General features: G+C 49.5%; 22 protein-coding genes. 5 read left to right on the plus strand and 17 right to left on the minus strand.

Going from position 1 to position 21,624, the window contains the following annotated elements:
• Positions 1 to 381 precede the first annotated feature (381 nt).
• The 5 genes from Q6A92_RS07180 to Q6A92_RS07200 form a co-directional block, all read right to left on the minus strand.
• Entirely contained in the window at positions 382 to 1,404 is a 1,023-nt protein-coding gene (locus Q6A92_RS07180; protein WP_443029696.1) for a cytochrome d ubiquinol oxidase subunit II, read from the minus strand.
• Positions 1,405 to 1,631: 227 nt separating this feature from the next.
• Positions 1,632 to 2,180, minus strand: a complete 549-nt coding sequence (locus Q6A92_RS07185) for a peroxiredoxin (RefSeq protein ID WP_274397571.1) — start codon at positions 2,178 to 2,180, stop codon at positions 1,632 to 1,634.
• A 574-nt stretch (positions 2,181 to 2,754) separates the two neighbouring features.
• Positions 2,755 to 3,873 (minus strand): N-acetyldiaminopimelate deacetylase, encoded by a 1,119-nt coding sequence (locus tag Q6A92_RS07190; RefSeq protein ID WP_332237558.1) that lies wholly within the window; start codon positions 3,871 to 3,873, stop codon positions 2,755 to 2,757.
• A gap of 41 nt (positions 3,874 to 3,914) precedes the next feature.
• Complete coding sequence (gene dapD, locus Q6A92_RS07195; RefSeq protein WP_332237492.1) at positions 3,915 to 4,625, minus strand: 2,3,4,5-tetrahydropyridine-2,6-dicarboxylate N-acetyltransferase; 711 nt, start codon at positions 4,623 to 4,625, stop codon at positions 3,915 to 3,917.
• Positions 4,626 to 4,674: 49 nt separating this feature from the next.
• Positions 4,675 to 5,544: a LysR family transcriptional regulator gene (locus Q6A92_RS07200; protein ID WP_274397573.1), complete on the minus strand. Its 870-nt coding sequence runs from the start codon at positions 5,542 to 5,544 to the stop codon at positions 4,675 to 4,677.
• Positions 5,545 to 5,750: 206 nt separating this feature from the next.
• On the opposite strand from Q6A92_RS07200, the gene Q6A92_RS07205 reads away from it, so the two are divergent.
• Entirely contained in the window at positions 5,751 to 5,954 is a 204-nt protein-coding gene (locus tag Q6A92_RS07205) for an aspartyl-phosphate phosphatase Spo0E family protein (protein ID WP_274397574.1), read from the plus strand.
• Positions 5,955 to 6,238: 284 nt separating this feature from the next.
• Here the strand turns inward: Q6A92_RS07205 and Q6A92_RS07210 are convergent, their stop codons facing one another.
• From Q6A92_RS07210 to Q6A92_RS07250, 9 genes are all read right to left on the minus strand, one after another.
• Positions 6,239 to 7,246: an inorganic phosphate transporter gene (locus tag Q6A92_RS07210; protein WP_332237493.1), complete on the minus strand. Its 1,008-nt coding sequence runs from the start codon at positions 7,244 to 7,246 to the stop codon at positions 6,239 to 6,241.
• Between the two features lie 92 nt (positions 7,247 to 7,338).
• On the minus strand, positions 7,339 to 7,923 hold the full coding sequence (locus Q6A92_RS07215) for a DUF47 domain-containing protein (protein ID WP_443029701.1): 585 nt from the start codon (positions 7,921 to 7,923) through the stop codon (positions 7,339 to 7,341).
• 371 nt (positions 7,924 to 8,294) lie between these two features.
• Entirely contained in the window at positions 8,295 to 8,948 is a 654-nt protein-coding gene (locus Q6A92_RS07220; RefSeq protein WP_274397576.1) for a response regulator, read from the minus strand.
• Positions 8,929 to 10,035, minus strand: coding sequence for a sensor histidine kinase (locus tag Q6A92_RS07225; protein ID WP_332237494.1), 1,107 nt, complete (start codon positions 10,033 to 10,035; stop codon positions 8,929 to 8,931). The genes Q6A92_RS07220 and Q6A92_RS07225 overlap by 20 nt, the downstream gene beginning before the upstream one ends.
• Before the next feature lie 19 nt (positions 10,036 to 10,054).
• Positions 10,055 to 11,161 carry an ABC transporter permease gene (locus Q6A92_RS07230; protein ID WP_332237495.1) on the minus strand — a complete coding sequence of 369 codons (1,107 nt, stop codon included), beginning with the start codon at positions 11,159 to 11,161 and terminating at the stop codon, positions 10,055 to 10,057.
• The gene (locus Q6A92_RS07235; protein ID WP_274397579.1) at positions 11,142 to 12,305 is read right to left on the minus strand and encodes an ABC transporter permease; all 1,164 of its coding nucleotides are present in this window, start codon (positions 12,303 to 12,305) and stop codon (positions 11,142 to 11,144) included. The genes Q6A92_RS07230 and Q6A92_RS07235 overlap by 20 nt, the downstream gene beginning before the upstream one ends.
• Positions 12,302 to 13,237, minus strand: coding sequence for an ABC transporter ATP-binding protein (locus tag Q6A92_RS07240; protein ID WP_332237496.1), 936 nt, complete (start codon positions 13,235 to 13,237; stop codon positions 12,302 to 12,304). The genes Q6A92_RS07235 and Q6A92_RS07240 overlap by 4 nt, the downstream gene beginning before the upstream one ends.
• A 227-nt stretch (positions 13,238 to 13,464) precedes the next feature.
• Entirely contained in the window at positions 13,465 to 14,586 is a 1,122-nt protein-coding gene (gene yfkAB / locus Q6A92_RS07245) for a radical SAM/CxCxxxxC motif protein YfkAB (RefSeq protein WP_274397875.1), read from the minus strand.
• Positions 14,587 to 14,716: 130 nt separating this feature from the next.
• Complete coding sequence (locus Q6A92_RS07250; RefSeq protein ID WP_274397581.1) at positions 14,717 to 14,983, minus strand: hypothetical protein; 267 nt, start codon at positions 14,981 to 14,983, stop codon at positions 14,717 to 14,719.
• A 95-nt stretch (positions 14,984 to 15,078) separates the two neighbouring features.
• Here Q6A92_RS07250 and Q6A92_RS07255 point away from each other — a divergent pair, with 95 nt between their 5' ends.
• Both Q6A92_RS07255 and Q6A92_RS07260 read left to right on the plus strand, forming a co-directional pair.
• Positions 15,079 to 15,474, plus strand: a complete 396-nt coding sequence (locus Q6A92_RS07255; RefSeq protein WP_274397582.1) for a hypothetical protein — start codon at positions 15,079 to 15,081, stop codon at positions 15,472 to 15,474.
• Positions 15,475 to 15,672: 198 nt separating this feature from the next.
• On the plus strand, positions 15,673 to 16,089 hold the full coding sequence (locus Q6A92_RS07260; protein WP_274397583.1) for a hypothetical protein: 417 nt from the start codon (positions 15,673 to 15,675) through the stop codon (positions 16,087 to 16,089).
• 561 nt (positions 16,090 to 16,650) lie between these two features.
• Here Q6A92_RS07260 and Q6A92_RS07265 read toward each other — a convergent pair.
• Positions 16,651 to 17,859: a C40 family peptidase gene (locus Q6A92_RS07265; protein WP_274397584.1), complete on the minus strand. Its 1,209-nt coding sequence runs from the start codon at positions 17,857 to 17,859 to the stop codon at positions 16,651 to 16,653.
• Positions 17,860 to 18,191: 332 nt separating this feature from the next.
• Between Q6A92_RS07265 and Q6A92_RS07270 the strand changes: the two genes are divergently transcribed.
• Entirely contained in the window at positions 18,192 to 18,698 is a 507-nt protein-coding gene (locus tag Q6A92_RS07270) for a hypothetical protein (RefSeq protein ID WP_274397585.1), read from the plus strand.
• 224 nt (positions 18,699 to 18,922) lie between these two features.
• Here Q6A92_RS07270 and fumC read toward each other — a convergent pair whose 3' ends face one another.
• Positions 18,923 to 20,311, minus strand: coding sequence for a class II fumarate hydratase (fumC, locus tag Q6A92_RS07275; RefSeq protein WP_332237497.1), 1,389 nt, complete (start codon positions 20,309 to 20,311; stop codon positions 18,923 to 18,925).
• 206 nt (positions 20,312 to 20,517) lie between these two features.
• On the opposite strand from fumC, the gene Q6A92_RS07280 reads away from it, so the two are divergent.
• Complete coding sequence (locus Q6A92_RS07280) at positions 20,518 to 21,201, plus strand: metallophosphoesterase family protein (RefSeq protein ID WP_274397876.1); 684 nt, start codon at positions 20,518 to 20,520, stop codon at positions 21,199 to 21,201.
• A gap of 157 nt (positions 21,202 to 21,358) precedes the next feature.
• Here Q6A92_RS07280 and Q6A92_RS07285 read toward each other — a convergent pair whose 3' ends face one another.
• Positions 21,359 to 21,592: a YtxH domain-containing protein gene (locus Q6A92_RS07285; protein WP_332237498.1), complete on the minus strand. Its 234-nt coding sequence runs from the start codon at positions 21,590 to 21,592 to the stop codon at positions 21,359 to 21,361.
• Positions 21,593 to 21,624: the final 32 nt, after the last annotated feature.

Raw genomic sequence — 21,624 nt, forward strand, 5'->3', positions numbered from 1 at the left:
GAAAGAATCAGCAGGAAAAACGAGGCAGGATATAACTTAGCAGGCGGCTCTTTCTGCCCTCCGTCGGCGGATTAAACGCTCATGGCTGTCCCCCGGGAAGGCTGCCGGACCACAACGTATCCATAAAACGGACAGTCTCCGTACAAAACTATTCATCCCGCTCTTCCTGCAGCCCGGACCATTGATGCGTCATGCACGCCTGCGGCACCGCCCCTCACTGTAGCAGCGGGCCCTTCCGGCCGTTCCCGTAGAATTTTTAACATTGACGCCGTGAGCTTCTTTAGCTGTATCGTTTTTTCAGGTAAAATCGCATCCGCCGAGGGAAAACACAAACCTGTTTTTTTCTCCGGATGTTCATCAAAAGATCTGTTCATACTTGAACTATTTGCTGTTGGATTGCTGAAAAGCGGTCTTCCCGACGAACATGAAACGCTTGAAGGCAAGAACAGAACCGGCAGCGGCAACGGCCAGAACCATGGTCAGCAGAATGAGCCACGGGGATGTCGACAGGGCGACGATATTGGAAGCAAGCTGTATTTCAGGATAAATAACATAAGGCAGATGCGACAGGCTGTAGCCGATCAATGCAAAGAAGTACTGCAGCATAACAAACAGGAAAGATAAGCGATAGTACCGTTTTATAAAAACCAGGGTAACGGCAAGCAGACAAAAAAGGAGCGAAAGCAGAAACATCCATGAAAAGTTCAGCACTTTCATGAAATGATCCGGGTTCTGCTTTTCGAGTCCGAGAAAGACAAATCCGCTTGCCGCAACGGTAGGCATACACCAGAATAGAGCGATGTTCCTCATACTGTCACTGAGCGTTTCATTGCCGCATGAACGGGCAAAATGGACCAGGTACATGGCGCTTATGTAGAACACACTGACGATCGCAACGGTGATGACGGACCAAAAATAGAGACTATTGCCAACTTGCTTTATAAAAAAAGCGATGCTCCGGGATCCGGAAAATCCCCCCTCGCTGATGACCATGGCAATGCTGAGTGCGGGAGGAATGAGCACCCCGGTCAAGCCGTTTCCGGCAACGCAGAAAGTCCTGAGTCCGGAACTTCTTGGAAGCAGCTCCGCCAGGGCATAAAAAGTGCCCTTCACCAAGGTCAGCAGAACGGCTGTTATTCCTGTGAATAAAAACGGTATCTGATAAAACAGAGAAATGTCCGGCGAAAACGTCAGAACGGCCGCAAACAATAAGACAAAGCAAATATTGGCCAGTTCCGATATCGGAGAGAGGTAATTATCCAGCGCATTATAGATCCGCTCCCTTTTCTGAATCACCTGGCCATAGAAAAGATAAAAACTTGCTCCAAAATCTACGGAAGCAAGAATTAAATAACTGTAAATCAGAATCCAAAGGGCAATGAATACCAGCAGCTCAGCCAACACATGCACTTCCTCTCAAAATCGCCGGTTCTGCGATCATGCCCGCAAATCCGGATTCTCCCGTTCCGATGATACGCTACTCCCATTATAGCAAAGCATGGAGAACGTAAACAAATTGATAAATTGAACATTCTGTGCAGGCAGACGGCAGTCAAAGAGCCGGCACCTGCAAAAAAAACGGTGCCGGCTCTTTGATTATGTTATTTATCAAACGCCTTTCCCTACTAAAATCAAACGTGCAGGGTTTCATCACCCGGATGCCAGTTTGCCGGGCAAAGGCCGCCTGTCTGAAGCGCCTGAAGAACACGCAGCGTTTCATCTACATCGCGTCCGATGTTATTGTCATTGACCACGGAATAACGAAGGTCGCCTTCAGGGCTGATAATAAACAGGCCGCGCAGCGCAACGCCTTCATCTTCAATCAGAACGCCGTATTTTTCCGCAGCTTCATGTGTATGATCGGCCGCCAGCCGGAAATTGATTTTTCCAATGCCGCCTTCTTTACGCGAAGTCTTCATCCAGGCCTGATGTGTGTAAATCGTATCGCAGGAACAGCCGATGATATCGGCGCCCAGATCGGCGAATTCTGAGTAGCGGTCGCTGAAAGCCGTAATTTCTGTTGGGCAGACAAATGTAAAGTCCATCGGATAAAAGAAAAAGACTGTCCATTTTCCGGCTTTAATATTTTCTTCCAGGCTGGCTTTTGCAAACGAACCATCGGGATTCACACAATCAAGTTCAAAGAGCGGCGCCTTAGCGCTAACAAGTCTTTCTGCCATTTCAAAAACCTCCTGAATTATTGGAATGTCACACTCAACATGAGAGAACATTTTCATTATAATATCCCTTTAAATTTAAGTCAATATCAGTTAATAATTAATTTAATTTAAATAAAAGCTCTGCAAATAAGGGATTGATCAGCCTGATTATCCATAATCATCCAAACCATTATCATTTAAAATTATTTTTATCAGAAATAACAACCAGCCCGCCCTTTTTTTCGGAGAGGCCACGTCGCTCTTTCTCTATCATAGCATGCCCGCCTGCGGGTTTCTAAAGAAAGGCTCACTCCGGAACCGAAAGCCAATGAAGGCACTCTCAATAGACGGAACCGGCTGCCGCCAGCCCTTTTTTCAGGCGGCAATTTTCTTTCTATATATAATATAAAGATGGGCGACAGTCCTTAAAAATAAAAACCGGGGGTTCATATGTGATCCCTCCCGGTTTTTATCTTGATTTTCACTATAGGAACAACCGGCTCCTTTTTATAATGAAAATGACGGACTTTCATTATAAGAAAGCGATTTCTGTCCATCCTCTTTAAAATGATACGATGGCCCGTCTGCCGGCGGTTCAGATGCCCTCCTCAATAAAGCTGCTGACGACGCGCACGCCTTGTTCGAGCGCCGATTCATCGGGCTTAAAATCGGATGAATGCAGCCCCGCCGTTTTGCCGACCCCGAGCCAGAACATGAATCCCGGTATTTCTTTCAAAAAGTAGCCAAAATCCTCCCCGGTCATCGCTGCATCGCAGATGATATAGGGAAAGGCTTTTCTGGCACAGAAATCGACAAACGGCTGCTCATACTTTTTGTGATTGTAGACTTGATAATAGTTGGCACCGTAATCAATCCGGCTTCGGCAGTGATAGGCAATTTCAGTGGCTTTAACCTGGCGCTCGATGTCGTCCTTGATCAGGGCCATTGTCTCTTGATCCAGGGTGCGTATCGTCCCCTCGACCCGGGCGTGCTCGGCAATAATGTTCTGTTTCGTCCCGCCGCTCATTTTGCCGATTGTCAGAACAGCCGAGTTGAGCGGGCTGACACGGCGGGCAACGATGCTCTGAATACCGACAACAAAATGGCAGGCCGCAACAAGGGTGTCATAGGTCAGATGAGGATAGGCCGCATGGCCGCCCTTCCCGTAAAAGTCGATAAAAAGTTCCGACGTATTAGCAAAAAGGATGCCTTCCCTTATGGCAACCGTGCCTGCCGGAAATTCCGGCGAAACGTGCAGAGCAAAGATAAAGTCCGGCTTCCATTCCTGAAATGCGCCGCTTGCCATCATCGGAACGGCGCCGCCGGGTCCTTCTTCCGCAGGCTGAAAAATGAAAAGTACATGATCTTTTATCGGGTTTTGTGCGATCTGTTCCAATGCACCGAGCGCAATCGTCATGTGAAAATCATGACCGCAGGCATGCATCTTCCCCTCATGCTGCGACTGGAACGGATAGCCGGTATTTTCGCGGACAGGCAATGCATCGATATCCGTCCGGAATCCGATCGTCCGTGACGGGTTTGTCCCCTCTACCCTGACCAGGAGGCCCGTTTTCCATTTCTTAATCTGAATGCGCTCCTGGGGCATTCTTCGAATCTGATCCAGAAGAAAAGCCTGGGTCTCCACCTCTTCAAATCCGATTTCAGGAATCTGGTGCAGCGCCCGTCTGACCGCTCTATAATCCATCGCTAAGATCCTTTCTTTCGTCCGAACAAACCGATTTTTCCTTGACAATTTTACAGCTGGCGAAGCTCCTTCATGATCTCCGTTTTCGAACGCGTCTTGTCATCAATTGTCTTAATCACCCGGGCCGGGGCGCCGACAACGACCGTATTCTCAGGAACGTCCTGGGTGACAACGGCACCCGCGGCAACGACGGCACCCCGGCCGACATGCACGCCTTCCAGGACAACCGCGTTGGCCCCGACAAGCACATCATCCTCGATAACAACCGGCTTGGCCGACGGAGGCTCGACGACTCCGGCAAGCACGGCACCCGCCCCGATATGACAGTTCTTCCCGACTGTCGCCCGGCCGCCGAGCACGGCATTCATGTCGATCATCGTGCCTTCCCCGATCACGGCACCGATATTAATCACGGCACCCATCATGATGACGGCATTTTTGCCGATCTCAACCTTCTCGCGGATCAGGGCGCCGGGTTCGATGCGTGCTTCGATCCCTTTCAGGTCCAGCAGCGGGACGGCCGAATTCCGGCCGTTATTCTCAACAACATAATCCTCTATTAGATTTTTGTTTGCTTCCAGTATCGGCCGAATCACCTGCCAATCGCCAAAAACAGTACCGGCGGAACCGCTGATAAACGTCCGGACATCTGCACCGAAATCGATCGAGTCAAGATTTCCTTTTATGTATACTTTAACCGGCGTTTTTTTTACGCTGTTCTGCAGAAACGAAATAATTTCAAAAGCATCCATCTGATCCATTTTTCAGCCTCCCAAAATGAATGAACATTCACAGATATCTTATCGAATTTCAGGTTAAAAGTCTATGGCGGACAAGCTCAATAAATGCATGCACCTGTTTCAGCCGCAGAGATTCCTTATCGTACAGCAGCCAGTTGTCCCTCTTCAAGGCGGCTCCCTGCCTGTCCGTCAGCGGAATCCGATGCACCCGGTCCTTTTCAGTCAGGCTGATCGACGGAAGAACCGCGTAGCCGATGCCGTGAGTCGCCATTTGTTTGCATGTTTCGATCTGATCGACCAGAATGGTTCTGACGGGAGATCGGAACTTTTGATCATGCCACCATTCCCTTATGATCTGATCATAGGAAGAATCACTTCTGAATTGAATATAAGGCCGCTGATCTCTGGTCAAATCGTTCAGCGTCTCAATCTTTGTATCGACCAGATTCAGAGGATCGGAAAATAGATGCAGTTTTTCTCCCCTCCAAAGCGGATTTCCGCGGACAATGGCCACATGGCACTGGGCATGGTACATCCGTTCCAGGATTTCACTCGACCAGCCTGTCACCAGCGAAATTTCCACAAGCGGATAACTCTCCACAAAATCTTTCAGAACCTCCGGAAGCCAGTACTGCCCGTTGACCGATGAAACGGCCAGTTTCAGTGTCCCGTAGATATCCGAACCGTGCGCGCCGACTTCGGCTCTGACTTCCGCAGCCCTCTCCAGCGTTTCCCTGGCAAAGCGGACAATGGCTTCGCCCTCCGGCGTCAGGCTGACTCCGCGTTTTGAGCGCGAAAAAATCCGAGTGCCCCATTCACGTTCAATGTGCTGCAGCCGCTGGCTCAGAGCCGGTTGGGATACAAAGAGCTTTTCGGCTGCTTTTCTCATATTTCCTTCATCGGAAAGCACCGTAATCAGTTCAAAATCGGATAGCTGCATGACCTTTGCCCTCCAAAGTTTCATAAGCCTAACATAAGCTTCTGCTGAATCTATCATACGGCCCTGAATGAAAAGAATCAAAATCTGATTCTTTGTGAAAAAAAGAGCATTGAGCCAATGGAGACATGGACAAAATATTATTGCATGCTATAATTAGAATCGTTAGTCCGGTATACATATGATCGCAGGGAGGTGACGAAGGTCTCATGTGCAGCCTTTCAGTAGTCAATAAGACACAGGAAATATATCCTTCAAGTTTAGAAAAAATCGAGAAAAAAAGAAAACAACTTTTTCATATCGCTAAGATCTATGGAATGTACGCTGCCGAAACCTTGCGATGCAGCCGGGAACTGGACGAGATGATTGTCGAGTTTCAGCAGCAGTGTCTGCCTGCTCGGATTGACTCCTGACCTGCAAGCCGGTGCCGTCCCCGGCAGATTTGAACAGAACGCCTTTTGGAGAAAAGCAACTTCCGTAAAAACCTGAAAGCGGAAGCTGAAACAAAAGGCCGGTTCGTCTCCGGCGGCGTGGAAGGTCCTTCTCTCTTTATTTTATTCAGTCTTTTGAAGCTATATTTTTGTTGTAAATTGTAAGCGCTGCCACGAAAACTGATTTTTGTACAGCCGGTACAAATTGCTGCCGAAAAACGGCGCCGCGGAAACATCCGTTTCTCAAGCGCCGTTCCGATTACAGATTATAAAAGCCAGGCTAAAACTTTAAAGACGACGACCGCGCACGCTGCCGTTGTCGGCAGCGTAATAATCCACGTTATGACAATATTAATCGCCATGCCCCAGTTAACACCCCGGACCCGGTCGGCGGCACCGACTCCAAGAATCGAGGAGGTAATCACATGGGTCGTGCTTACGGGAAAATGCAGGGCCGTAAAGCTAAAAATAATCGCCGCCGAAGATAAATCCGCGGCCGCTCCGTTGATCGGCTCTATTTTCATAATCTTGGTCCCGATTGTTTTAATAATCCGCCAGCCGCCGAAGGTCGTGCCCATGGCCATTGCAATCCCGGAAGTCACGCGGACCCACATCGGAATTTCCACTACTGAAAGATATTTTGATGCAACGAGCGCCATCGTGATGATTCCCATTGTTTTCTGAGCATCGTTCGTTCCGTGAGCAAATGCCTGCAGCGCTGCGGTGAAGATTTGAAAAGTGCGGAACCGCTGATTCGTTTTCTTTAATGGGAAATTATGGAAGAAAAAATTGAATAGACTCATGATGATGAATCCGACCGTTATCGCTACAATCGGTGAAAAAATCAGGGCTTCAAAAATTTCTATAAATCCGGATAAATTAAGCGCATGAAAACCGAATGCCGATATGCCCGCGCCGGCCAGTGATCCGATGATCGCATGCGACGAGCTGCTCGGTATGCCGAAGAGCCAGGTTACCAGATTCCAAATGATTGCGGTAATCAGCGCGGCCATCACGATAATCATGCCCCTCGTTTCATCATGAATCGTAAACGGATCAATGACACCCTTGCTTATCGTCTGGGCAACTCCGGTAAATGTGATTGCGCCGAGGAAATTCATCGTTCCCGCAAGAATAATGGCTGCCAGCGGCCGCAGAGCGCGCGTGGAAACCGACGTGGCAATCGTGTTGGCCGTGTCGTGGAAACCGTTAAGGAAGTCGAACGCAAAAGCGAGCAGCACGATTATCAGTGTCAAGGCGAACAAACTTTGCATGATTTAAAAAATCCTTTCTTTTTCGAAGCTGCACGGCCGATTTTCAGAAACGGCCGACAATGTCCGGCTGCTGCCTTTTTTCCGCATGAGCATCATGCATTCCTCATGATAATCGTCTCGAGTGTATCCGCGACATCCTCACAACTGTCGGCCACACTTTCCAGCATTTCATAAAGTTCCTTGTACTGAATGATTTTAACCGCATCTTGCTCATACCGGAACAGATTTGTAATGCATTTTGCCAGCAGATCGTCACATTCGGTTTCGTAATCGTTTATCTTAATGACATTATTCCTTATCCCCGACAAATTTTTTTTCGCCAGAAGATCGACGGCCTGTGCAATTTCCCTGGATGCTTCAAAAAGGTAGCCGACAAACTTGGCCATATACTCATCGGTGTGCGTCAGTCTGTAGATTTCGAGCCGCATCGACCATTCTTCAAAGCCATCAAGCACATCGTCCATTTTCATGGCAAGCTCAAGAATATCCTCACGCTGCAGAGGCGTCACGAATGTCTTATTAAGTGCAATGATCAGTTCGTGCACATAGGAGTCGCCCTTGCGTTCGAAGTCTTTCATTTTCTGCGAAAAATCGCGAAGATCCGACTCGTTTTTGATTTTCGACTCCATAAAAAAACGCGCTGATTCCTCCAGATTCAGTGAGATAATCGAAAGCATATTAAAAAATTTATCATTTTTTGAAAAAAGATGCACCCACTCCACCTCTCTGCCCTCTCTAAACAGCCGATCTTCCGCGCACAGCAAAAATGCCGCCGCGAAACAGGCCCAAATTCCATTTTAACAGAACAGGCCGTATTTACAATCTCTTTTCAACTTCTTTAAAAAGTTTAACACAACGTTCGACACGTTCGACCTGTTTTTCATCGACATTTTTCCACAGAAACCGTCCTTTCACGCGAAGGGTTCCCTGCTTCGGGCAGCGGATGTGGCGGTTATGTATCGATATCGATACCGGCTGAATTCGGGAACGGGTGACGGTTATGTATCGACGCCGGCGAAGATTCAAAAGACAGCTGCAGTCTTCCCGGTCAGCTGTTCCTTCCATATTTGCATTCTATATAATAGACCGCGAGCTGCGTACGCGTACGCAGCTGCAGCTTCTCGAGCATGCGCGTGATATAATTTCTGACGGTTCCGTCGCTCAAGTACAGCCTTTCGGCAATTTCCTTATTGGAACGGCCGGCCGCAATCAGTGCAAGCACTTCTTTTTCCCGTTCGGTCAGTGAATCGTCCACGGCCGGCCTTCCAGTCAGCTTACGGGCCGAAGAGTGCAGCATATCGGAAAGCTTTTCGGCCACTTCACTGCTCATCACCATGCTGCCGTGAAAGGCCGCCCGCAGAGTATCGATGATCGCATCCCCCGACTGGCTTTTGAGCAGATAGCCCGACGCCCCATTTTTAATCGCCTGTCTGATATAGTCGTCGTCACGAAAAGTAGTCAGCATGATGATCTTCGTCTCCGGCCATCTGTGCCTCAGTTCAGCCGAACACTGCACGCCGTCCATGACCGGCATGCGGATATCGAGCAGCACGAGATCGGGCGCTTTTTCCGTCTCAAAGAAGCGAATCGCTTCCCTGCCGTTTTTGCATGTGCCTGTAACCGTCATGTCGCTTTCCAGATCAATCAGCAGTTTCAGACTGTCGCAAATCAGCGCATCGTCATCAACGATGAGAATCCGCAAATAATCCACTCTCCTTTTTCGTCAGCGGCAGTATGCAGACAATCTTGAAACCGGATTGTCCGTCGACCGAGAGGCTGCCCCCCATTTTACTCACTCTTTCTTTCATGCCGTTCAAACCGAGATGATCCTGGACGACGGGGGCCCCCTTCCCGTTGTCATGAATGAACAGCCTGACAAAATGCCTGTTCCCGTTCAGCTCTATGCCGGCTTTTGTCGCCTCGGAATGCTTGAATATATTCGTCAGTGCTTCCCGGACATTCGCCTCAATGATTTCCCAGTGCCGCTCCGGAATGTCCTTCATATCTCCGGAACAGGCGAAGGACAGCTCGCAGTAATGGAACGATTGAATCAATTGTCTGACCCTCTCGAGCCCGGACGTTTTTGCAGGTATCAGGTCATGTGCCGTATCGTGCACCATCCGCAATGCATCGGATAATCCGGCAACCGTTTTTTCAATCAGCTCATCGGATTTCTGCAAATTTTTTTCTCTGACTTTATAGGCCGCCTGAAGCTGCATATACAAACCCGCAATCGTATGTCCGATCGTGTCGTGCAGGTTTCTGGCAATCCGGTTCCTTTCTTTCAGTTCGGCAAGACGGGTGCGCCTTTCTGCCTGCTGCAGAATCTGCCGCTTCGATTTTTCCAGCTCATAGATGTAATAGCGTTCATCATCTGCAATCTTTCTGAAGCGCCGCTCGCTTTCCTGCAGCCGATCGATCAGGCTGACAAAAAAGCAACAGACACCGAAAAAAATTAAAAAGAGCAGGATATGCGGAAAATCAAGCATAAAAAGAACGGGCAGAATCAGAAAAGCCAGGCCGGCTAAAAGACGATTTCTTGCCTTCAGCGTCTCCGGAAGCAGGAGCGCAAAACCGATGACAAAAATCGGCTGATTGATCCCGAAGAGAAGAATAAGCAGCCATTCACTCTGAGTCAGCCATTTTCTCGGCAGATATCTCGTTTTCAGCAGATTGACCACGATAAGCAGCAAAAAGCACACCACTTCAACAGGAGTCGGTGCGTTTTTGCCGGTCACAAGTCCGTAGCCCAGCAGGCAGAACAGGATAAGCTGATAGAAATAGATCATAGGCAGCCTCCGGGGGCCATTAATGTGCAATATCTCTTGTCCGCCACGAAGCAAGAAGGAAAAAGATAACGGCAAAAGCGGCTAAAATAGTTAATTCAATTATAACATCGTTTAAGCCGTTTCCGTAGACCAGCTTGGTCAATGCCTTAACCCCCCATGCTGTCGGCGTGAAATCCGCGAGTTTCTGCATAAAGGAAGGCATGATTTTCGCGGGCCAGAAGCAGCCGCCGAGCATCGCCAGCGGCGTCGTGATCAGCCAGGTCAGCGCATTGGCCTGCCGCGTGCTGTTGACAGCCACGCTCAAGGCAACGCCGATCGATATCGCAACGACCGAAAAAATAAGTAGGACGACGTACACATTAAAGATCGACGGTCCGAACGTCGCATGAAACCCGGCCGCGAGGATCGCCAGCATCGTAAAAATCATGACATTGGCCAGCAGCAGGTAGCTCAGGATATGCTGGGCATTGTAGCTTCTCAGCGAGAGCGGCGTCGTGAAAAAGCGATCAAAAATCTTTTTCTCCTTATCTTCAACGATCAGTTTGGACGGAAGAGCAATCATCATGATCAGACAGCCGTAGATCACGAATCCGAGCGAACTCAGCGTTTTTTCTTTTTGTGCAGCCTGACCGTCCGCACTTCGAACGCGCAATGCCAGATGATTCTGATTGTAGCGGTTCAGCGCCTGATAAAACACTTGCTGCCGCCCCTGCGACTGCTTCGCCATTAATTCAATATCCTGCAGATAGCCGCTTATAAAGGCGCTCACTCCGGACGAGATATTGCTTTCCGAAACATGGTAGCTGTTTAGCGGCTTCGACTGTCCGGCGATCAGCGACGATGTAAATCCTTTGTCAATGATCAGGACCATGTCGGCCTTTCCGTTAATCAGCTGATCGCGCTGGTTATTATCCGTCACCCGGACCACATCCGCCTGGCCCTTCATCGTCTGAATCATCTGCTTTGTCAGCTGCGTCCCGTCATGATCGATGACGCCGACTGTCGCCCTCTGATCCCCTGAACCGGAAAACGCCACAATAATAAATAAGATTGGTATAATCAGACTGATTCCCAGAGTCAGCTTATTCTTCATAAACCTTTTCAGATTATTTTGAAAGATAACCATAGCTTCTCCTCCTTAGTCCGGCCGCCGTGAGCAGCAGAACCGCCGCCAGAATGATGACCAATTTAAAGACGGCAACCAACGGAGACAGGCTGGAACCGCCGTAGATATCCTGAAAAATCAGTGTCTGAACGAGAGAGTTGGGCATGAAGCCGCGGATCGCCGACGTAATCGGATTGGTCTCCAGAAAACTGAGTTTCACATAGCCGCCGGCCAGAAAAGTGGCCAGGGGGGCAATGAACGTCATCAGAGCATCGGCCGTTTTTTCCGTTGACAGCAGCGTGAGAGCGATACCCGTCAGCGTGACGATCGCGGCCAGAAGAAAGCACAAACCGAAAACAAACCAGAGATGACTGCCGAAATCGGCTTTATAGATGAATTTAAAGAAAACGATCAGGATGAGAATCTGTAAAAAGATGGTTGCAACATGGCCGAACACTTTACCGGTAAAGAAGCTCATCGGACGGACGGGCAGCGATTGAATGCGATAGCCGATCGGCGAATCCAGCGATTCCTTGACTGCATCCACACCGTATGCGTAAGCATATAAAATGATCATGATCAGCATGGTCACCGCATAATAACTGCTCGCATCCGGCACCTTTCCTTTAACGCTCAAAGCATGGTTCGACAAAAGCGGAACCAGCTGCGCACCGGCGGCTTTCTGGGGAGAAACACCGGCCGCGGCCAGTGCCTGTACAGCATTCATCCGCTTCAGAAAACTGTCGGCAATGCTTCGGACGGCCGAACTCTCCAGATCTCCGCTTGTAATGAAGTCGAGATGATGGCTTTGGCCGCGCACGGCGGCCGCGGAAAATCCTTTTGTGATGACGATCACCGCATCGAGGTTCTGCTTCTTTAAATCCTTGTTGGCTTCGGCTTCCGTTTTATAAATGCGTGTTTTCATAACCGTGCGGATTTGTTTTTCCTGAAAAAAGTCAACCATTGACATCGCCAGGGATCCCCGGTCCTGATTGACAATTCCGGCGCGGATATCCAGGGACGCCGTTGTTGAATCGGCGTTGCTGAGCGCCGTTCCCAGAATCAGCGTTAAAACCACCGGCAGGAGCAGCATCAGCAGGAGGCCTCGCCGATCGCGGAAGTTTTGTTTGATCGTGCTGAAGCAGACGGTGATAATCGTTTTCAAATGGATCCCTCCCGAAGCGCACGGCCGGTCAGCGTCAGAAACACATCTTCCAGCGTCGGGGTATTCGTCGACACTTTGGTCACAATGACACCCTCATCAAGGAACACCGACAGAACCTCATTGATATTTTTAGCAGCAGAGATAATGCGCACCGTATGGTCATCGATCACCGCATCTTTAACGGAAGGCAGCTTTTTTAATGCGTCGACGATAGAAAATCCGGGCGATTCAATGTCGACGAACAGGGCATGGTCGTCGATAATCAGTCTGGCTAATTCTTCTTTAGTGCCCTTGGCAATGATCCTTCCTTTATCGACAATGGCAATTTGCGAACAGATTGCTTCCACTTCTTCCATGTAATGAGAAATATAAATGACTGTACAGCCCGTTGCATTTAACTTTTTGACCGATTCCAGAATATAATTGCGCGATTGCGGATCGATGCCGACGGTCGGTTCATCCATGATGATCAATTTCGGTTTATGGACAAGCGCGCAGGCAATGTTCAGCCGCCGCTTCATGCCTCCGGAAAACTGTGCAGGCCTTTTGTTTTGCAAGTGGGTCAGTCCCGTGAATTCAAGGGCATCGGCCGTCCCCTCTTTCAGCGCATTCCCGCTCAGACCGTAGAGCCTGCCGAAAAGCCGGACATTTTCCAGCGCCGACAGCTCCTCATAAACGGCAATATCCTGAGGCACGAGCCCGATGTGCCTCTTTATTTCCCGTTCGTTTTTCCGAAGTTCCTTCCCGAAGATCTTAATCGTTCCCTGATCAACTGTCGTCAGACCGAGCATCGTATTGGTTAAGGTTGTCTTTCCTGCGCCGTTCGGACCGAGCAGTCCGAAGATCTCGCCCTCTTTCACCTGCAGGCTCAGGTGATCAATCGCCAGATTGTCTTTATAACGTTTCACAAGATCGGAAACCTCAATAATCATTTCAGCATCCCCCTTCCGGTCTACCCATAGTCTACCAAGCGGGAAGGCAAAAAAATAGTGACCTTTTGTCAACTCTGAGATGACAAATGTCACTGTCTAAAGCTCTGAGGCATCGGGAGCAGGCAAAGACGGAAAACGTGCCGAATGTTTAAGACGGAAGCTCGGCAGGATTTCCGCTCCTCTCTGCAGATTTTTTCGTTCCGCCCGGAAAAAGCAATTCATTTTATTTATTCCCGGGCGATCCGGGCAGTCCGGGTCGTAAAATCGATATCCCGATAATAAGTATTCTTGACAAGCACATTCGGACCCAGACATTTTACGACCGGGCAGTGGCAGTTCAAAGATTCGGCCAGCGGCGTTTTCATCCACTGCCGGTAGGCCTCTTCAAGAGCGGTCGTCCGAATGTTGCCGAGCGGCGGCGTATCGCCGAAATCCGTAACGATGATATCGCCACTGAAAATGTTGACGTTCAGGCGCGAACGGCCGTCCGGATCATTTCGTATCGTTACATTTTTCGCTTCATAGAGCCTTTTTAAAAGAGCCAGATCCCGATCGTCCGAACTGCACGGATAAAAGGGCAGCGTACCGAAAAGCATCCAGACATTCTCATCACGGGCATCGAGCAGCCTGCTGATCCCCGAACGTATTTCGTCGAGTGTCGCCACCTGAAGTGCTCCGGCAAAGTCGCTCGGGTACATCGGATGAATCTCATGCCGCCTGCATCCCATCGCGACGACCTGTTCATGAATGCGTTCGAGATGCGGCAGAGTACGCTTGTTAATCATTGTCTCCGCCGAAACAAGAACGCCTCTTGCCGATAATTCCCGGGCGTTTTCAACCATCCTGTCGAAAAAGAGTTTCTGCTGATCCCGTTTCGGCTTCTTCTCCATAACTGCAAAACCGATCGTCGAGTAGTCTTCAAAACTTCCATAGTTAAAAGAAATATGGAGTACATCCAGATAAGGAATGATTAATTCGTATCGGGCGAGATCCAGTGTCAAATTTGAATTGATCTGTGTTCTGAGGCCCCGCTCGCGGGCATACTTTAAGATGGGAACGACATATTCCCTGACTGCCTTCATTGAAAGCATCGGCTCTCCGCCGGTGATACTCAGCGCGTGCAGATGGGATGCCTCGTCCAGTCTTTTAATGATCCGATCCAGCGGCAAAGGCTGCGGGTCGCGTTTCCGCAATGTGTAGCCGACCGCACAATGCTCACATCTCATATTGCAGAGCGTCGTCGTTGTCAGTTCCACATTTGTCAGTTCAAGACGGCCGTACGTCTCCATGTCGCGATAGGCTTCCCACGGGTCATTCGACGGGTTGATCGGCGCCGTCAATTCAGTCATTTTCGTGTTCATTTCCTGCCGTCCTCCAATAAGTATTCATTTTGCGATGACTCTATTCATTATAGTAGAAAGACGGCTGCGAATGAAGCGGCAAGAATTCCGGCATCGTATCGCTGATGTAAACGCTTACTTATGCAGACAATACTTCTGCCATATTCTTTGAAATATACTCTTTCGTCTGGCTGATCCCTTGTCCTTCAATAACAATCAGGCACTCTTCATCATGAGTAAATAAAATGAACGAAAGAAGTTCGGACAGACGGTGGATTTTATGCGCCTCTTTTTTCCCATAGACATAGATGTTCTGCTCTAAGTGCGAGCAATACCCGTAAAAGTCAATGAACTTATTCAGTCTGAGTTTCGAAGGATTGAATTTGAACGAGATGATGTTTCTCACAACCGCTGCACTTCCTTTCGTATTATTGTGTATCTCTATTGTCACATATTTTCGCCAAATACTGAACCGGGTTTTTTTGTCGATGTTCCACTAGTTTGGAAGAAGTTTCCCGTAAAAAATTGTTGAACGGACGAATTAAAAATGCCAAGCACTTCCGGTTTCACGGCTCTTGGCACACATGGAATTTCAGGGTCAGACCGTTCTTCTTATATTTCCCTTCAGAAGAACAAACCGACAATGACAAGGAGAATAAACATGACGACGATGAGAATAAACATCTCCACATCCTCCTCTTTGTTTTCTATAGCATATGCCGTCTTTCTTACGCCTGGCCCGGCATCCGCATCATTCAGCAAAAAAAGGCATGCTTCCGTATGATGATTTTTTTCCGGTGTGCCTATGCCATGCCCATGCCCGCATCTGAGACGGCTGCGTTCGGAAATCAGCCGGACCGGGACACACGTTCTGCAAAAATATTGACAGCACGTTAATAGACTGATAAAATCATACGCTGTAAGCGGACAGACCGGCCAAGTGCATGGATCGGAATCGATCAAAGTGCTCCTCTGAACAGCGGCCATGCCCGGTCCGGCCGAAAAAGAGAGGAAGGCAATAATAATCGGCTGACTGATTCATAAGATTCAGCCGGGAAAACGTGCTGTGATTTTTGGAGGATGATTTAAAAAAATATGAATCTTAAACCGATACATTATATTAAATTGCCGATTGTCCGGCGACTGAAACAGAGACATGTTCTGGCACCTGAGAATATCCTGGATTATTTCAATTACCCCATAACCGATTGCCGGCCCATTTACCCAAAGACTTTTGTGTTCGATATTAGCGGGCTGCCGCCGATTCATGACTTCTTCGGGACTTCTCATGCGACAATTCTTATTATCGAGAACCGGGACCTATTCATGGACGGCGACAGCATCATCGTCCAGACAGTCAATGGGGCTATTTATCTCGGGGAGGCAAAATATCTCGGCAGTGAACTGCTTATAGAAAATAAGTACGGCCCCAATCATCAGGTTTTATCTTTATCCGAAATCCGTTATATCGGTCGTTTAATGAGCGCCATTCGCGAGATTAAAAAAAACTGACTGCACGCTTTCCAAAAGAAGAACGCCGCCCGGTTCTTAAGGCGGCTCCTTTTTATCACAATCATTAATTGATTATTCTGATTTTAAGAGATGACCGCGTTCGCCCCGCGATCCGCGCAAAGCCGAGAATGACGGGAGCTTCCGTTAGCTAACGCCGGCACGCCTTTTGAGCGATGCAGGCGGCGATCGACTTCTCTGCAGGCGACCTTCTGCGCGGCTCGGCATGGAATGGCAGACATGCCCGTTTTTTTCTTCGCCTGCCGCTATTCAGCGCCTCCTGATGAAAATCACCGATAAGCGGCCTCCCCTCAACGGCAACCGCCGTTTTATCAACCGTAAGCGGACCCATATCAACAGCTGCAGGCCGAGGATCATCAATAAAGTGCAGAATATCCGCAGTAACGGCTAAAGAATCAATAAGTGCAAATAATCAGGATCATAAAAGGGACTTTTGACAGCTGCTGCGCCGCTTTCAGCCGCACATGATATATGAACGAAAAAAGCCGCAGGGAAATCGGTCCCTGCGGCTTTTTTCTTTAGTATAAAATAGTCTCTGTTCGATCAGTTCAGGATTCTGACGACGACGCCGCTGAAGTGCGCGCTCCAATATGGATTGCTCATGCTGACAACAGCTACGCCCGTGCTCGACTGCGAACCGATAAAACGGCCGCCGCCGAGGTAAATGCCGACATGGCCGTTGACGCCGTCCGTATCGAAGAAGACAAGATCGCCGGGCCGGGCGCTGCTGTAGCTGACCCGCGTGCCTTCATTCACCTGAGCCCCCGTCGTTCTTCCAAGACTGATGCCGTTCGCGGCAAACGCGGCCTGAACGAATCCGGAGCAGTCAAAGCGGCCGGTCGACGGGCTCTCAACACCCCAGGCGTACGAAGAACGACCGATAAACTGATTTCCGTAGTTCAAAATACCGGCAATACCGCCCGAGGACACCGAAGACGATAATGTAAACGAAGAAGAGCTTCCCGAGTTTCCTGAATTGGCATTCGACGTGCTACTTTGATGCGATACCGGAGTGGCAGCAGGCGAAGACGAAGCAGCCGCCGCAACCGGCTTCGCATTTTTAAGGTTTGAGGCGGCGCCCGCAAGCTCAGTCAGTGTTTGCGAGATATTGGCCTGCTTGTCATTCAGCGCGCTGACCGCAATTTTTTTCTGAGCCTGAAGTGCATTCACCTTGCCGAGGTTTTTCTGCAGATCGGCCAGTTTAGCTACATTGGCCGCCTGTTTCTTTTCGACGCTCTGTTTCTTTACCGCGACCGCATTTTGATCATTTTTCTGATCGTTGATGATTTTCTGATCCTGCGTCGTGATCATGTTCAAAGTCGTCGCCCGGTCGATGAAATCGCCGAACGATTTGGAACCGAGCAGAAAGTCGATCACATCCACCGATCCGCCGTTCTTATAGATCGAAACCAAGCGGGTATCGAGGAGTTTCTTGCGGGCATCGATCCTCTTCTGAAGGACCTGGATATCATTCTTCAGTGTCGAGATCTGGTCGTTTGTCGTGTTAATTTGTGCCTGGGCATCGCTGATCTGCCCGGTCAGCTTCAGCTGCTGCTGAATCATCTGATCGAGCTGCGCCTGAAGTGCTTTTTTCTGCGCGCTCACCTGCCCGCTGAGTGACTGCTGCGAAGCCGTCTGATTCTGAAGCGATTGTAAGGACGTTGCGTATGTAACCGATGGGGCTGTTGCCGTGTATGTAAGTCCGACCGTCAGTGCGACTGTCACTGCCACTTTCTTTTTGCTCATTGCCATGATTAGCTAATGTCCTCCCCAATGCGTCAATTTTCTGTTTTTCTATTTATTTTATTTCAGTAACTTATCGTTTTTTTTACACATTTCATCGACTTTTTCATTATAACATTAACAATTTAACGGCTGATATTAAGCTTTTATTTCTTGATGAAACATAAATGTAACATAAGGCAGAAAAATGGTATATTTTGTCGCTTTTTATTTGTAACACCATTGTAATTTAATAAACTTCTAAGAAAATTGTTTGCTGAAGTCAGAAGATCGGCGTTGTAGGACAAATCAGGCCCTTCATAAACTGAAAATGCGCATAAGCAAGATGGAGGTGGAATTCATTGATCCTTGTTATCGGTTCACTTTTTCTGGCTGCCGTGCTGATCAACCAGCTCCGCGAAATACCGCTGACGGGCAGACTGTACCGGCAGCCGCTCGCCCTCTTGCTGTTCTCAGGCTATTCGCTCTCAATCCTGCCCGCTCTGCCGCCGGCGGACTGGTGCATCATTGCGGCGAGCTTCCTTCTGTCATTCGGACTCGGCCTGATACAGGGGCGTTACACGCCGCTCGTGAATCATAACGGCGCCTGGTACTTGTCAGGTTCCGTCATGGCTGTCCTGGTCTGGTTTCTTTCCATTCCGATACGCTACGCATTGAAATACGCATCCGTTCATTTCCTGTCGCTGGCGCCCTCATTAAACGGATCGTCGAGTTTTGTGATTTACTTCATTTTCATGGCCGGTTTTTTATTGGGACGTTACACGATGCTTCTTTTCAGATATCCCGCTCTTGTTAAAAAGGCGGGGCAGAATGAACAGCGGATCAAAAAAATGGAGGAGGCCCGCTGAGCCGTTTGTCTGCTGAAAAAGCAGGGGACGGCAGACAAAAGAAACAGCCTGAGCCAAAGGGCCGCCGGCATATAAGGAGAATTAAAGCCGAAAAGAGACTGCATCATAAGGTTGATCACCCGTTTATGAGGCAGTCTCTTGAATTGATTAAAATGTTGACAGGCCGACTTTTTGAATCCGGTCCTCAGCGGCGGCCACCTTTTCGGGACCGCCCCTGCTTTCTATTAAGCGTGCGGATGGATCATCGCTTCAGGTTTGACATAGTCGTCAAACTGTCCGGCGGTCAGAATGCCGAGCTTAACGGCAGCCTCCTTCAGGCTCAGCCCTTCTTTGAATGCCAGCTTCGATATTTTGGCAGCCTGCTCATAACCGATGTAGGGATTGAGCGCCGTCACAAGCATCAGCGAACGATTGAGATTTTCCTTGATTTTTGCACGATTCGGTTCGATGCCGGCAACGCAGCGTTCATTGAACGAGTGCATCACATCGGCCAGCAGTCTGGTCGATTGCAGAAAATTATAGCCGATTACCGGTTTAAATACATTCAGTTCAAAATTTCCCTGGCTGGCGGCAACGCCGATAGCCGCGTCATTCCCCATAACCTGGACGGCGACCATGGTCACCGCTTCGCATTGTGTCGGATTCACCTTCCCGGGCATGATCGAGCTGCCCGGCTCGTTTGCCGGGATGGAAAGCTCGCCGATTCCGCAGCGCGGTCCGCTCGCCAGCCATCTGACATCATTAGCGATTTTCATCAGATCGGCGGCCAGCCCTTTCAGAACGCCGTGAACGGCAACAATCTGATCATGGCTGGTCAGCGCATGAAATTTATTTTTAGACGACCGGAACGTTTTTCCCGTGATCTTTCCAATTTCCCGTGCGGCGCGCTCCCCGAATTCAGGGTGTGCATTGAGCCCGGTTCCGACCGCCGTTCCGCCGATCGCCAGATCCCGCAAATAATCGCTGTCGGCAAGCAGCAGCGCTTTTGAACGATCCAGCATGTAGGCCCAGCCGCTGATTTCCTGGCCGAGAGTGAGCGGCGTCGCATCCTGCAGATGGGTTCTCCCGATCTTAATAATGTCCTGAAAAGCCGCGGCCTTTCTGTCAAGCGTTTCCTTCAGTTCGTCAAGAGCCGGCAGCACCTCATTTTCGACAGCAAGAAGCGCGGCAATATGCAGCGCCGTCGGGTACGTGTCGTTCGAACTTTGCGACTTATTGACGTCGTCATTGGGATGAACACGCGTTTTCGATCCTTTTTCCTTTAGAAGCTGATTGGAGCGGTTCGCAATCACTTCGTTCACGTTCATATTTGACTGTGTCCCGCTCCCGGTCTGCCAGACCATCAGCGGAAACTCGTCATCCCATTTTCCGGCGATGATTTCATCGGCAGCCGTAACGATAGCTGCGGCCTTTTCAGCATCCAACGTTCCGAGATCGCGGTTGGCCAGTGCCGCTCCTTTTTTGAGCACGGCAAAAGCCCTGATAATATCGAGCGGCATTTTTTCCCACCCGATATGAAAATTATGCCTGCTTCTCTCCGTTTGTGCCGCCCACAGCCGGTCGGCCGGCACCTTGACCTCACCGAGCGTATCGTGTTCTGTCCGATATTCCATCCGTCTCATCCCTTCTTTTTTGTAAACTGAATCGATTCAATGATTTTGCCGATGAATTCGCTTACACTATCATTATAACGATTTGGGCCGTGAATAGTAATAAAGTGACGATGATCACTCTCGGAAACCGCCGTTTCACGGTTGCATAACCGTTGCCGATTTGTCTATGATAGAGACAGGAAAGCGGGGGGATTTTATTGCAAACAATCAGACGCCTGCTCGCGATCAGCGACATGCACGGCGAAATTGATCCATTTAACGCCCTCCTCGACTTAACGCACTATAACCCGGACGAGGATCTCCTGATTCTGCTGGGCGATTATGTCGACCGCGGACAGGATCCGAAAGCCGTCATTAAAAAGGCGCGGGAGCTGGAAAGCGGAGGAGCCATTGCATTGAAAGGCAATCACGAAGACATGATGGAAAAAGCGCTGGCCAGCCCCGGCCCGGATACGCTCGCTAACTGGGCGGCGAACGGCGGGGCCCGGACACTTGCAAGCTACGGCTTAACGTTCAAAACCTTTTATCATGGTCTCCAGAATGGTTCGGCGGATCTGCCGAAAGAACTGCGCGACGATCTGGAATGGATTCAGCATCTTGCCTTTTATACGCAGACAGAACACTATTTCTTTGTCCATGCAGGGGTCGATCCGGAAAAATCCCCGGATGAAACGGACGATCAAACCTTTTTGTGGACACGCGCACCATTTCTGACCCATTATCACGGAGAAAAAACGGTCGTTTTCGGCCATACGCCGACTATGACCCTTCAGTCTTCCAGCGGCGTTTTTTTCGGTCAGAATAATATTATCGGCATTGACGGCGGCTGCGTCTTCGGCGGCCAGCTCAACTGTCTGGAACTGCCGTCCGGAAATACCTATCACGTTTAAGAAAATCCGGATTGGAAACAGGTCTTTCCGCTGGCGGGCCGCCCGCACGGCCTTCTCTCCGTCCGGGAACATAAAAAGCCCCTTCAGCGCCGGGATGCGGATTATTTCTATTTCGCATCCCTGACGCCAAAAGAGCTGATGAACGGCCCAGACAGGGTCAGCTGTACGGTTCGCTGTCTTTTTTGATCAGATTCGACGCCGCCTGTTTAATCTTTTCGATGCCGCTCCCGATCGCATTATTGGCACACAGATCGCGGCGCAGCTCTTCTCCGGACTTGGGCGCAAGAAACAGCGCCGCGGCGGCTCCGATCATTCCTCCGATAACGCCCCCGATAAAAAGTTCTTTTGCACCAAGACCGCTGCATGATTTTTTTTCGTTTTCCGTAGCCATGATCTATTCCTCCTTCGATTGCTGATCTCTTA

The organism is Sporolactobacillus sp. KGMB 08714 (assembly GCF_036598985.1).
Classification (GTDB): Bacteria; Bacillota; Bacilli; order Bacillales; family Sporolactobacillaceae; genus Sporolactobacillus.